15 protein-coding genes are annotated in these 13541 nt (G+C 33.9%); 6 read left to right on the top strand and 9 right to left on the bottom strand.

Annotated elements, in window-relative coordinates; translation table 11 throughout:
* The first annotated feature begins 68 nt into the window (after window positions 1–68).
* Window positions 69–1004, top strand: a complete 936-nt coding sequence (locus ACMT7R_RS11560; RefSeq protein WP_415312082.1) for a transcription initiation factor IIB — start codon at window positions 69–71, stop codon at window positions 1002–1004.
* Window positions 1005–1331: 327 nt separating this feature from the next.
* Here ACMT7R_RS11560 and ACMT7R_RS11565 read toward each other — a convergent pair whose 3' ends face one another.
* From ACMT7R_RS11565 to ACMT7R_RS11580, 4 genes are all read right to left on the bottom strand, one after another.
* Window positions 1332–2015 carry a hypothetical protein gene (locus ACMT7R_RS11565; RefSeq protein ID WP_415312083.1) on the bottom strand — a complete coding sequence of 228 codons (684 nt, stop codon included), beginning with the start codon at window positions 2013–2015 and terminating at the stop codon, window positions 1332–1334.
* Window positions 2016–2166: 151 nt separating this feature from the next.
* Window positions 2167–2538, bottom strand: coding sequence for a DUF6766 family protein (locus ACMT7R_RS11570; RefSeq protein WP_415312085.1), 372 nt, complete (start codon window positions 2536–2538; stop codon window positions 2167–2169).
* Between the two features lie 267 nt (window positions 2539–2805).
* Window positions 2806–2988 (bottom strand): hypothetical protein, encoded by a 183-nt coding sequence (locus tag ACMT7R_RS11575; RefSeq protein ID WP_415312087.1) that lies wholly within the window; start codon window positions 2986–2988, stop codon window positions 2806–2808.
* A 450-nt stretch (window positions 2989–3438) separates the two neighbouring features.
* Entirely contained in the window at window positions 3439–3696 is a 258-nt protein-coding gene (locus ACMT7R_RS11580) for a hypothetical protein (protein ID WP_415312089.1), read from the bottom strand.
* Between the two features lie 361 nt (window positions 3697–4057).
* On the opposite strand from ACMT7R_RS11580, the gene ACMT7R_RS11585 reads away from it, so the two are divergent.
* Window positions 4058–4936: a manganese catalase family protein gene (locus tag ACMT7R_RS11585; RefSeq protein ID WP_415312091.1), complete on the top strand. Its 879-nt coding sequence runs from the start codon at window positions 4058–4060 to the stop codon at window positions 4934–4936.
* A gap of 363 nt (window positions 4937–5299) precedes the next feature.
* A complete protein-coding gene (locus ACMT7R_RS11590; RefSeq protein WP_415312093.1) occupies window positions 5300–5605 on the top strand; it encodes a hypothetical protein in 306 nt (101 codons plus the stop codon).
* A gap of 27 nt (window positions 5606–5632) precedes the next feature.
* Here ACMT7R_RS11590 and ACMT7R_RS11595 read toward each other — a convergent pair whose 3' ends face one another.
* Both ACMT7R_RS11595 and ACMT7R_RS11600 read right to left on the bottom strand, forming a co-directional pair.
* Window positions 5633–6004, bottom strand: coding sequence for a DUF1264 domain-containing protein (locus ACMT7R_RS11595; protein ID WP_415312095.1), 372 nt, complete (start codon window positions 6002–6004; stop codon window positions 5633–5635).
* 2 nt (window positions 6005–6006) lie between these two features.
* Window positions 6007–6291 carry a hypothetical protein gene (locus ACMT7R_RS11600; RefSeq protein ID WP_415312096.1) on the bottom strand — a complete coding sequence of 95 codons (285 nt, stop codon included), beginning with the start codon at window positions 6289–6291 and terminating at the stop codon, window positions 6007–6009.
* Between the two features lie 684 nt (window positions 6292–6975).
* On the opposite strand from ACMT7R_RS11600, the gene ACMT7R_RS11605 reads away from it, so the two are divergent.
* Together ACMT7R_RS11605 and ilvA are read left to right on the top strand one after the other, a co-directional pair.
* Complete coding sequence (locus tag ACMT7R_RS11605) at window positions 6976–7692, top strand: DUF1259 domain-containing protein (protein ID WP_415312098.1); 717 nt, start codon at window positions 6976–6978, stop codon at window positions 7690–7692.
* A gap of 169 nt (window positions 7693–7861) precedes the next feature.
* The gene (gene ilvA / locus ACMT7R_RS11610) at window positions 7862–9022 is read left to right on the top strand and encodes a threonine ammonia-lyase (RefSeq protein ID WP_415312203.1); all 1161 of its coding nucleotides are present in this window, start codon (window positions 7862–7864) and stop codon (window positions 9020–9022) included.
* Window positions 9023–9031: 9 nt separating this feature from the next.
* On the opposite strand, the gene ACMT7R_RS11615 is transcribed toward ilvA, so the two are convergent.
* Complete coding sequence (locus ACMT7R_RS11615; protein WP_415312099.1) at window positions 9032–10045, bottom strand: SDR family NAD(P)-dependent oxidoreductase; 1014 nt, start codon at window positions 10043–10045, stop codon at window positions 9032–9034.
* Between the two features lie 279 nt (window positions 10046–10324).
* On the opposite strand from ACMT7R_RS11615, the gene ACMT7R_RS11620 reads away from it, so the two are divergent.
* The gene (locus ACMT7R_RS11620; RefSeq protein WP_415312101.1) at window positions 10325–10636 is read left to right on the top strand and encodes a hypothetical protein; all 312 of its coding nucleotides are present in this window, start codon (window positions 10325–10327) and stop codon (window positions 10634–10636) included.
* A 170-nt stretch (window positions 10637–10806) separates the two neighbouring features.
* Here ACMT7R_RS11620 and ACMT7R_RS11625 read toward each other — a convergent pair whose 3' ends face one another.
* Both ACMT7R_RS11625 and ACMT7R_RS11630 read right to left on the bottom strand, forming a co-directional pair.
* Window positions 10807–11808, bottom strand: a complete 1002-nt coding sequence (locus ACMT7R_RS11625; protein ID WP_415312102.1) for a magnesium transporter CorA family protein — start codon at window positions 11806–11808, stop codon at window positions 10807–10809.
* 594 nt (window positions 11809–12402) lie between these two features.
* Complete coding sequence (locus ACMT7R_RS11630; RefSeq protein ID WP_415312103.1) at window positions 12403–13170, bottom strand: NAD+ synthase; 768 nt, start codon at window positions 13168–13170, stop codon at window positions 12403–12405.
* Window positions 13171–13541: the final 371 nt, after the last annotated feature.

Consider the following 13541-nt stretch of genomic DNA (forward strand, 5'->3'; position numbering starts at 1 on the left):
ACATAGAAACGATAAAATGACGGTTTCACCTTATATAAAGGACTCGAAATGTGGAGGAAAATATCAAAATGAGTCAAAAGTTAATAAATTCGTATTCATCTATCTTATGTCCTTTATGTAGTAAACCCACTAATATAATTACCGATCAAGAATCAGGTGAGTTAATTTGTACTGCATGTGGCACTGTCATAATTGACCAGCATCAACAAGAAAACTCTGGTTGGATTAGCTCCGATCCCGAAGAAATTAATTTCAGATCTAGGACCGGGGCTCCAACATCATTGGCGAAGTACGATAGGGGTTTATCAACAGTTATAGGTAAAATTAATAGAGATGCCTCAGGTCGACAGATAGATATCTCGATGCGAAGCAGAATCGGACGATGGAGAACATGGGATACACGTACCCAAACGAATGATTCATCAAAAAGAAACCTGCAAGCGGCCTTTGTGCATTTATACACTATGAAGGATGCATTGGGCCTTCCTGAGCACGCGATTGAGAAGGTAGCCTACTTGTATAGAAAAATTCAAGAAAGGAGGTTGATCAAAGGTAGAACCATAAAAGGTGCTTTAGCCGTAGCTTCGTATATTGCTTGTCGAGAAATGGGAATTCCAAGAACATTGAAGGAAATTTCAAAAATTACTAATCTAAAGGAAAAAGAAGTTGCAAGAATATATAGAAAAGTAATGGTTGAACTTGATCTCAAGATACCTCAGGTGGATGCTGTAAAGGAAATAATAAAGATTGGTAATGTATGTTCTGTTTCGGAGAAATCAAAGCGAGCAGCCATTAGAACCTTAACTAATATCATGAAGACAGAGTCGGCAGCGGGAAAGAATCCCTTGGGTCTGGCAGGAGCAGCACTATATTTGGCATGTAAAGAAAATGATGAAGAGCTTACCCAAGCTAAGATTGCAGAAGTAGCTGGAGTCACAGAAGTAACATTACGACATGATTTAGATTTAATACTGGATCTCCCTGAACTTATCGTCAGAAAATAGAGAAAGTAGCAGAATCTATTTTTTTATTTTTTGGTCTATCTAGCTTCTAGTTATATATAGTAATAATTATCGGGTTATTAAAAAATTTACTAATTTTAGGTATCTGAATATACCAAAGATCTTAATCTATGGTATATATCAATCTTTTATTATTTATTAATATGCATGTATAATTTAGGTTAGTATGACCTGTAATTCAGAGAATAAAACAGCTTGTCTTTTATTGGTGACTGTCAGTCTTCTCCCGAATCAGATCAGTTAAATTATACTAATTAACTTTTCATTAATTATTCTTGAACCTTCAATTATAATAGACAAGATTATCTACTATCGGGGAACTTTCACCTTGAACTGGTCCAATCTTTCATCGTTCACATTAAGAATGACTTCTTGACCATTAAAAGATCTAACTTCGTCCTTGGGGAAATTAAATTCTTCCTTTGCTCCTTCGGTTGTAACTATTACGCCATTTTCATTCACCGCTGTTACCACACCTATTGAAATTTCGTCGACCGTACGTACTCCTTTCTTGAGGATCGTATCCCAGTCCACAATTCCTGCTGTAGGGTGGGTATATGAAGAATCTGTTCCAACCTTATCGATCTGTCTTTTCTCAATTAGCGGTATGTATTCTTGTAAATCACGTAATGAATCTGTCTTCTCTTGTGACTGCACATCAGGTTGCTCAGTTACAGCAGCCGATTTATAGCGTGAATATTCTCCCATCTTAGGTGGGTTATCTTTCTTAAAATTGTCCTCTGCTTCGTCTTCAGTGATGTTAAACCACAACACGTCTCCATCAAATCCTGCCACTAATGCCTTGGGGAGATAAAATTTGCTCTTTTTGAGTCTGCCTCTCTCCGTTACCACGAACTCTTGTCCTATTTCTTGTACCTCTCCTAAATCGTCACCTTTTTCGTAACCTCTCGCTTCCTTTTTTAATATATCATTCCATTTTATTCGATTATCTTTCCAATCAATACTATTTTCATCCCTGGTTTGATTACTCATGCAAATTAATTGGGAGCATCGTATTTAACGGTAGTAAATTTATGACAATCATTTAAATAGTTCATTTAAAGTCATTGAACTGACTAATGATTTGTAAATCATGATAAAGTTTTGCAAGTTCGATTTAAAATTATGAGCAAATAAATTCAACCTATTTGTCTGGATACTCTTCCTTTAGATTTCTCATAAATTGATCATACTCTTTTTTTTCCATTTCCATTTCCAATATCTTTTCCAATATCCTTTCCTTTCGTTGATCGCCTACCTTGTCCTGGGGTGAGGCAACTGCAAATAATATCATCAGACCACCTATCTGCCATGACAGTTGCAAAAATTCGGATTGCCAATTTTCTGTTGTCTGTCTAATGAATTCGTTCCAAAAGAGATTAGTTGTTACAGGTTGTTGATGATCTTGTTGCTCTTGAATAAATTGATTGTAAGCTGTTATTCCGTGTATTAGCCAAGTAATTGCAAAAAAAGTAATTGTTACATAAAGATATCCGCGTTTCTTGAATTCTTTCATGTAAAGATAATTACATCTTTATAAAAAAGGAGTAGTAATAAAATTTCCCTTAGCTTTAATGATAAGAATGTCTTAGGGGATAAGTCTCATTTCCTTCTTAGATTTATTTCAAAATTCTAACAAATGTATTTTCTGAGCATTTAACATCTTTGAATTATTATATTATTATCTAATCACTAATAACGATAATTAGTTTACCATTTCTTACTTTAGAATCAGTCAGAAGCTTGATATACAAATCAATAAAAAAGGGTAAATCATTAATTTTTATGCTGGTTCATTCGATTTGTCTTCACTATCTGCATCCTCAAATGCTTCTTCTCTAACTTTGTCTGTGGGACCAGATGTTTCTGGGTTTGATTCTGCATCCCCAACTTCTTGTTGATTCTCTTGAGAAGATTCTAAATCTTTTTGAGAACTGTTTGATTCCTCTGAACTATTATCGCTCATTATTATATATTAATTAACAAAGGTTAAAAATAACATCCATGTTGTGTTTTTATCCAAAGAACCATCTTATTTTTTTGATGTCTTGTGTAAGAAGTTATTATAAAGTCTTTTTAAAGGTAATTAATTCTCTGTACAACTATTTGGAACATTTTTTCCTCGTTATTGTGTTGAAATTGTTGAGGTAATTCATCTAATTAAATCTGATGTGCTTGGCTTATAGGAGGGGTTTTTATTTGATTCAACAAATAACAGTAGAAGGAAGAAATCCTTATGCTCTCTTAGTTTCTTGATATAAAAAAATTTTGACCGTCCAATAAATCATTTAATATGTTTCAGAATTTTAATAGATCCGGATCAAACTGTGCCATTAATGACAAGATATTTTAGTAACAATATTTGGTTATACTCGACCATGTAAAAATATCAATCAGTTAAAATTCGTAAAAAAAATTAGGAATCATTTTCAATCTTCGTCATTCCTCTTTTTCTATATTCTTCTTGCGCTTCTGAAGTGTTGGTTCCGGTTTGGCCTTCGGATGTTATATTCTGATCACCAGAGTCTCTTTTTACTGCAGTTGGTTCGCCTGCGTTAATTTTTGCAGGAGTCATAGGCTCTTTATCCGAATATTCTTTTAGTGGATCACTTTTTCTATCTTTATTAGTCCCTGCTGCGCCTTCTTCATATTCCTTATCATTTTGATTTGACATAATTAGAATTGTTTAACATATTATATAACATAATACAATTTGAAATGGTATATTTGAAAGCATAAACTCAAATCGTCTGATTCTTTTTGTCCCTTTTAAAAAGGGGAATGAACAAGGTTATTTAGTTTCTTATATATATCCATAACAATTCACTCATTTTTATTTGATTCACTGGAATCGGAAATCACTCTGGCGATAGTTTTGTGCAAAATAATATATGAATTAGGACAAAAACTGACGGATATTATGAATGCAAAAAAGTGAAGATTTTCCTAAAATTCCTTCCTAATTACTAGTATTGTTTAATTTTAACAATCTGAAAATGATAGATGAATATATAATTTGATGGTCTAAGGTATTTATGTTCTTATCAATAAAAAGGATACCTCATCCAATCCCTCCAGCAGACAAACCCGATCCTAAAGCTGCTCAAGCTTTACAGGAAGGTCTAGGAGGTCAGTTCGGAGAAATGCGTACCATGATGCAATATTTTTTCCAAAACATGAATTTTAGAGGAGATGCAAAACCGTATCAGGATTTACTTCGAAGTATGGCAACGGAAGAAATGGGCCATGTTGAACAAATTACCAATACGATAAATGTTCTGCTAGAAGGTGCATCGATCAATTCAGAACAGCCTAATGACCTACCTTTGTCAATTGCTTTAGAATCTCCGAATATTCACCATTTCTTGGTTGCAGCACAGAGTGCGCGTCCTGTAGATGCAGCAGGTAATCCTTGGACGGCTTCCTACGTCTATGATAGTGGTAATTTGGTATTAAACATGTTGTATAATTTGATGCTAGAAGCGACAGGAAGACTACAAAAATGTAGATTATATGAAATGTGTGATAATAAGGCCTTTAGATCTACGGTGTCGTACTTGATAGTGAGAGATTTAGTGCATGAAAAGGTATTTGCAAAGGCCTTGGAAACTCTTGGAGTAAATTGGGGCAAATCTCTACCTGTTCCTCGAATAGATACTTCTGGTATGCCTGAAGTACGAGACTTGGAAAGTAAAAATTTGCACAATCAGATGTGGACGTTTTCAAATAAAGGGGAAACATCATTATTAAGCACAATTTTCAAGGGCGACTCACCATTTGATGATGGAGGTAAACTTGAAGTAATTGATGGCTTTCCTGAAGGAAGTGAAATACCATATATGCCAGAAGCTCCGCAAGAATTTTCACCGGGCTTGGATGCAGACCTTAAACAATTAGCATTGAGTCTAAAATGAAAAATCTTGAATATAAAGGGGGAATTGCTACCTATAACTCTATTTTTATTTTTTTAGAATTTAAAAAGTTATTGGCTGAGTTGAAAAGATGTAACATTATTTTACCTCATACAAGTAACGACGTGGAATTGAATAGATTATGACCCATTATATTTATGAAATTATCAGAAATATTTCAAGTTTATTTGGATTCTTGGAAGTCTATCTATTATTTCATTCTAGTAGCAAATTCAAACATCATACTAGATTTACACATGACATATCGAGTGCTTCTACAAAGGATATCGTTGAAACCTTTTACCAAATCAAAAACCATATACAAATTACAGACATGAATAATCTCGAAAAAAGGCAGTGAATTAAGTGAAAGAAATCGAAGCAACAAAAAAAATTATGACACATATGTATTTTATTTTAATAGAAGAATCGCAGCGAGAAGGTTCTTTTAGTTCATTGCAAGAATTGCATGAAAAGTTAGACTCTCGTCTCCAAAAATTGATAAAAACAGATAACAACTCAAGCAAATTAAAAACAGAGATTTTGGAAAACTTTATGATGGCGGTTCAATGGATGAGAGACAAGGGCATAATTCTATATGATTCTGAAGACGCTAATAGTCCATTGTTAGTCATAAAAGAAAAATTAATAAAAAACATGGCAAAATTATAGTTTTTTCTTACAGAACTATCATATCACCTAGTAATCCAATGTCTGATTAAAGGAGCCTACATGTTTTTCTGTACTATTTTCTACCATCTTGTTTGTCATGAAAGGATGCTGTACCTGCTGAATTTGTGATGGAAATACGGGAAGTTTATCTACTGGATTCCAGTTCAGAATCACTTTCCCATAAGAATTCGATATTTTGATAAGCCATCCCTCTTGTTGAGTATCGTTAAGCAATGGAAATATAGGATTAGCTCTCATCGGAGAAATTTCTTCTTTGTGATACTGCCAATTAGGTTTATCTCTATCTGGTATTGAGTCAAAAGTTTTTGCATCAATCATGTATTCTACTCCAATCAACGTTGCATTTGGATAGCCAATATCATACAACTGGCATACCATAATTATTTTATCAATATGGCTTGCGAAAAATGATATACTCTTAGATTAGGATCATCAAAAGCGTGTATAACCGCAGTTAGGGAACATGGAGGTGACTGGTCATATCCCTCAACGGGTAGAGGATGATTGATTTTTGTAATTTGAATAGTTTGATTTTGAGCATTAATCAAGGCAAATGAATTATTAGATATCAACCGAATGATGACCGCCACAACCAAGAGACTGGATAAGAGAACTGTAATATTTTGATATTTCTTAAAGTAATCTCTAATAAATCCCAGTATCATATTTTTCTTCGTTATTGATTAGGACAAACAAAGATCAAAGACCTTATAGGGGCTAGATTAGAGTTTATTAGAGACATTGTTTGGATTTAATTTGCAACCGCCAATAATTAATAATGTGATTATTCCGGATCAAATAAATTTCAATAATTGAGATTTCTTTTTACTTTTTTGAGGAGTCATGATATATTGAATTACATATGTTTTCAAAAGAAATAACGAGAGTAGTGGAATTTTAGCTCATGAAGTAATAATCTAAGACTAAATATCTAGAGTATATTCATTAATCTCAAAATCATTTATTGACCAATTATTTCCTTGTTAATATATTTGTCTCAGAGAGGATGTTTTTGTCTATAATGATTTTCAAGTTCTGTCTCATCTCTTGCTTTGTAACTGCAAATTTTGCAAGATTTATTGTCTTTTCGTGAATGAAGAAAGTCTGAAAGATGCATCAATAGAATGGTAATACCCCACATATATAGTGGTGTATAGCAAAATATTTATGCTATTGGTATTTTCCCTTTTAGGGACTGACCATCCAAAACTTTTGATCTGTGAGAACCTAGAACGTAATTTGTCAAAACTATATAGTATTGGTAGTCGTAATTAAGGAGTCATATTGTATGACGGATTAAACAACATATTATATTTACTATAAATTCTTTGTTTTATAGGCTGTTTGTAATGAATAAACTCACAAAATTGTCAGTTGTTAGTGTTTTAGCCATTGCAATGATGATTATACCCATTACAAATAGTGGCAAGGTACCAAACATATTAGCACAGTCACAATCTGCTACATCTCAAAAAGAGTCCCAACCGCCGGCCGATAGCGCTAACAACACACAAGTAGGACAAGTATTTACGTTTAATGAAAAAAGTAAACCTGTAAATGATCCTAAAAAGTGTGCAACCTTCGTTAGCGAATTAAAAGGAAAAGCAATACCAGACTACAATTTATGCGATGTTGTGGTGTATAGACAAGCTCCTGAGATCACAAGAAATGATGGATTAGTAATGAATAATTTTTCAGGTATTGGTCATTATATTGAAATGGTTCCAGCAGTCTTGAATAATACTAATATATTTATGGGAAATGGAAGCAGTGGTGGTAACGGTACGGGCAACAACACCGGAAACTTAAAGGCAGCCTTTGGAGAGTTTGCCTTACTTGACTCTGAGGTTATCCCCGTGAGAGAAGTAATGCAGAAATATGATTGGACAGAGACATCTTTACATCATCACCTCTTAGGTGAAACACCGAAGATACTATTCCTCCACTGGTCAGTAACTGGTGATGGGAACGAGTTGATAAAACAAGCCAAAGAGATGATAATGCAAACATCAACATATCAAAACCTTACTGGAAACAGTAAAACCCCGTCTTCAGCGGGACCATAATCCATCCTTTTTTTCTATTCGATGATAAAAATAGTCGTCTAGAAAAAAAATTACAATAATTAGACATCCTTATATAATTCTAATCACTTTAGATCTTAGATAAGAAATTTCTCCTTCATTAGACATCTCAAGAATAATCGACGCTCAGAAACAATTAACTAAATTACACATTCGAAAAACAGATCTCATCAGATCTGCTACATTTTCTCACATTACAAAAAACAATATTCATCTAAAACTTGAATGTCTACAAAAAACTGGATCCTTTAAAGTTAGAGGAGCCATGCTCAAGATAAGTAACCTTCCAGATGACCAAAAAAAAGGGGGCGTAATTGCCGCTTCGGCCGGAAATCATGCTCAGGCTGTAGCCTTTGCCTCTTCAATTCAAAGTATATCAAGTGTGATTGTTATGCCCAAAAACGCTTCGCCAAGCAAGATACTTGCTACTAGATCCTACGGGGCCAAGGTGATACTTGAGGGAAACGATTATGATGAGTCGGCAGAATATGTTAAAGATTATGCTAAAAGGGAAAACAGGACTATTATTCCGGCTTTTGATGATCCTGAAGTAATTGCTGGTCAAGGAACAATAGGCCTGGAAATACTCCAACAATTAGATGATGTTGAGGAGATTTACGTGCCTATTGGCGGCGGCGGCCTTATCTCTGGTATTGCAATGGCAGTGAAATCTTCTCATCCAAAAGTCAAGATAATTGGTGTTGAATCCTCCGCATTTCCTACTATGAGAGAATCAATTAAGAAAAAGAAAATAACGAAACTTGCCACTGGGCATACAATAGCAGATGGTATTTCGATCAAAACCCCAAGTGACTTAACGTTCGATATTGTAAAAAAGTACGTCGATGAGATCGTAGTAGTCGATGACCCATCCATTGTCAAAACCATGTTTCTACTTATGGAAAGATCAAAGATAGTTGCAGAAGCAGCAGGAGCTGCTTCGCTTGCATACCTACTCTCGTTGCCAAAACCGCAGAGAAGAGGTAAGAAAGTTGTTTCAGTAATCTCTGGAGGAAATGTCGACATGTATTTGCTTGGACAAATAGTTTCTAAAGGTCTTATGCAAACGGGTAGGTTGTTAAAGATTTTTGTTGATTTACCCGATAAGCCTGGCGCCTTAAAAAAAATAGTAGATGAAATAACAAAAGCCAATATTAACATTGTAGAAGTTGAGCATGATCGATTAAGTTCCAATGTTCCTGCGGGAACTGCAGGTGTTTACCTGAGCCTCGAGCTTGAGAATCGTGAAAAATCAAAAACATTAATTGATTTATTTAAAAAGGAGAAAATTATATTTAGTATATTAAAATAGACGAATCTCCTAAAGGAGAACTGTGCCCCCATCTATGACAATAGTATTACCCGTTGCGAAAGAGAAATTATCATCCGCCAAGCATGCGGCAACTTTAGCCACCTCCTCGGGTTTACCCCATCGTTTCATGGGTGCCTCTTGGGCTGCCTCGATTCTGACTTCTTGCGATATGGCTTCATAAGTGGCTTTAGTTGCTATATTTCCTAGAGCTAAACTGTAGGCACGAATATTACTGTTACCATACTCTTTTGCAATACATTTGGTTAATGAAATGTTTCCAGCCTTAGCAATGGTATATGGAAATCCACCAGTGCGCCCCGAAATTGCAGGTGTTGAGGAAATTGTAATAATTACTCCTCCGCTGTTTATTCGATCAATTTCTTCTGAATTGTCTAGGCTAAACATTCCTGATTCATAAATGTCATTACCTTGTTCATCACTTGACAATCTCTTTTCATTTCCAAAGTTATTCTGTTTTGAATGGCTAACCTTATACTTTAACATATGTGGTATTACAGCTCTCGAGAGTCTAACTGCTCCAACTAAGTCAACGTCAATTATTTTCAAGAGTTCATCAATAGTTCCCTCGTGAAACGGCTTGTTCCAGATGGTTTCATTATATGGATAACCTGAATTATTTACCAGGACATTAATTTTATTAAATTTCTCTATTACCTTTTCAATGAACCTATTGACGCTTGATTGATCTGTTACGTCAACTTCTAGCGCCAAAGTAGATCCTTTTATCTTTTTAGCCGCAGTCACTGATTGTTCTAAGGATCTCGAACAAACTACAACGTGGGCATCCTTGTTTTCTGAAAATTCTTTTGCAATTTCAAAACCTATGCCCTTACTCGAACCTGTAACGATAACTACCTTGTCTTTAAGAGACATGCTGCTATCCAGTGGTGGATGAATGCATAATTTATTGTATATGCTTTTTACTTTTGAGTACAACTTTTGCCGTTTTTGTAATTTTCTGCAGCAATGACTAACACCTTGTAATGGCCACAGGATTGACATGTATTAAGCCAAAATCTTTTAACGCCCTATAAAGCAAAAAAAAATTTTTTATCATGAAGAAAATTCAACCAATTTAGATGCTTCTCTTGGCTTTCTTGAAGTTGTGAGCAAATTAACTTAGATATAAAGTAAATTAATGTTTATAATAGTTTCAAATATAAATCCACCCTAATAATATCTTGATTATTTGGACATCTCAAACTTTAAGTCCCTCTCGCTCTTCACACACAGTTTTGGATGTATACTGGATAAATTGTACAATAACAAATTAGAGTGGTAGTGTCTAAATCAAAGTCAAAAAAAATCAAAATTACAAGGCTAAGAAATTCCATAAAATTCTATCTACCTAGGGTAGAAGGGTATCTTGAAGTTATCACTGGTTTATCAAAAGAATTTGACGGGATGTCATTAATTGAATTTGACGGATATTTTGAAAAAAAAGTCGAACCAGCAAAGTATGTGAGAGCGGAGGTACATACCAGCAAGTTAAATGAAAAAAAAGTAATTAATTATGCAAAAAAAATTCGTGATAGGCTAAAACAGAAAAGTCTTGCTGTCGAAATAAATGGGGAATTTATTTTGGTGGAGTAGGTTTGATCAGTGAAAAAGTGCTCAGTCCTTATAATATCTTTACATTTGAACAAGTAGCATGTATTATCCAATAGAGTATAGGAAATAGTAAAGATCCTTCGTTGTGAATGAAGACAGTGTATAACAAAGGTCGATATCAAACTAAAAAAATACAATTTATCTCTTCTGGTTTAAATATCTCCTTTTTCAAAGGCTTCATCTTTTTTATTGTCAAATATCCATCGTTTTTGTTTGAAGAATAGTAATAATAATGATGTTATAATTACCATAGTTACCAATACTGTTGTAAAGCCTGAAGGGATTTCACCTAACTTTGTAAGATCCAATCCATTCATTCCATACACCCCCGCAATCAATGACAAGGGCAAAAGGATCACACTAAAAATAGTTAGTATTCGCATTGTATCATTGAGTTGTAGTGAGACGTTTGCTAGATACAAATCTCTGGTAGAGTTTATTGTGTCTCCATAGGACTCTATCAAATCTATTATTTGAGTAATATCGTCATATGCAATCTTCAAATATCTTAGTTCTTTACTTACATCTTCCTGCAAATGCAAGAGAAAATTAATCATATCTCGAGTATACCAAAAATGTCTTCTTATTATGATAAGTTGCCTGGTAACAATATCTAAGTATTCGAGCATTCCCTTTGAAGTCCTTTTTATCAAAGATTTTTGTTCAAAATCAGTAATTGTAAGTTCAACCGAGGTTAAAAGTTGTTCATATCTACCTATGATTTCATCTATTATAGTATAGTAAACAGCCTGTATGTTCGATTCTAAAAGTCTTTTGTTTTTCTTCTCCATCACGTGTTTTATAGGACTAAGGATGTCAACTTCAGACGTATGTATTGTGACTAGCCAATCTTTACCCATATAGATATAGATTCCATAAATCATGAGTTTTCTGAGCGTCTTGTACCTAATATCCAAAAGTATGCTAAAGATACAATCGTCCAATATTCTTACTTGGGGTCTTTTAGCTTGTTGTTCTGTAATTTTTATGCTATCTTCATCTAAATTATATTTATCTTTAATAAACTGCAAATCCTCTGGAGATGGGTCCTGTAAATCTATCCACACCTTATCACCTATATTTTTTGATTGAGCATTTTCTCCTAAATAACCTATGCCCTCTGGGCCAAAGTAAAGATATTGGGTCTTCGACAATCAAGCATCAGATAATATAGAACAACAAAGACGGTTTTGATATAAATCTAACTGTTTATAGCGACAGGTATATGAATAGTACTACTCGTATTAATTGAAATCGCTTAAATTACATATCTAAAAATTGAAGATTTTGGTGATCATGTTAAATCATTATTGATATTTTACAATTTTAAATTCATAAATAGATACCTTTTGAAAGCGCTTTTTTTTATAATTAGCATAATAATGTTTTAATTTACAAATCCAATGTATTGACTCTGCCTTCTAGTTCTCATAGACTAAGCAAAAATTCTACTACATCATGTTGCAAGTAAGATAAATTCCAATTAAGGAGTTAGAAATCTATCTAAATTTAAAAATTATTCACACAATATAGTTGTCCCAATCTATTTCCTATCGATAAAATTATTGAAATTTATCTTATGAAGAAAGTTTCAATGAGAAAAATCTATATAGGTGTTATCGAGACTCGGCTTGGATTTTAGTAGAATAGTTACATTGACTATTCTTTTGCTTGGTGTGTCTTAATAAGAAAAGTATAAAGACTTGTAGACATTTCACTCCTAAATTATTTGAAATTCAATAATTATGTTATTCTAACTTACATATGGGTATTGGGATTTCATGCTTATGGCGATTACTTTGAATCCAATCGATAACAGCTTTAATATCTTTTTTGGTAACTCCGCGAATATTAGGAAGTTTTGACTCGCTAGAAATCTTGTCATACTTAATTTTTTTCAAGATCATGTCTATTTTTTCATACTGGACACCTATTTCTCCCTCCGCGGTTTGACCTCTCCAAATTCTAGCACTACTTTTCTTTCTTATTATGGAGTCAGGTACACCTAGATATTTTGCGAATTCCCTAACTTCCGTTTTGTATAAATCTGCAATAGGAAAAATATCTGCTCCACCATCCCCATACTTGGTAAAATAACCCAATTGTAACTCACTTTTGTCTGCCGTACCAACCACCAATCCACCCTTTACAGCTGCAAAATAATACAAGATTGCCATTCTGAGCCTAACGAGGAAGTTGCCTCTTGCCAGTTTGTCATTGGGGAATCCTTTTGTTATCATTTTTTTCCCTCTTCCAACCTCAATTATTTTATAGTTTATTCCAAGAATCTTGGATATCTCTATTCCATGCTTTATATCAATTTTAGGGGTGACTGAGTAATCAGGAAGTGAAAGTCCTAAAACCCTTTTAGGACCAAGAGATCTAGCAGCCACATATGCAGTAACAGTTGAATCTATGCCACCACTTATTCCGATTACTACGCAGTTTGCATTTCTGGAATCATATTCCGTGCGCATGAATTCAGAAATCTTATTAAACACTTTATCATAATCCACTGTTCGTTTCAACTCTCTTATTGACTACCTATTGTATGTGGTTCAAATAAACTATATCAAAAATATCTATTGACTAGAAAATTCAATTCATATGTCCTATCATTAATGCTACATTATTAAATTCAATTATTCTCAATTAGCGCTTACCTTGAACAGATAGATTGGTATTTTTATTCTGTTTTTATCCCTGTTGTCACAGTAGTGGAAATAGCCGCTATGGAAACGAGTTTATTCGGGTTAATTTTGCAACAACTATTATAAGATTAGCAAATTTAGAATATGCTTAGACTATCGCCCCTGAAACTCGATATTACAACAAAACTTGAAGGTATTGGAGATCCTAATTGAAGAACCTTGCTCTAATTATGATA

It is taken from the genome of Candidatus Nitrosocosmicus sp. FF01 (assembly GCF_047711275.1).
Taxonomy (GTDB): Archaea; Thermoproteota; Nitrososphaeria; order Nitrososphaerales; family Nitrososphaeraceae; genus Nitrosocosmicus.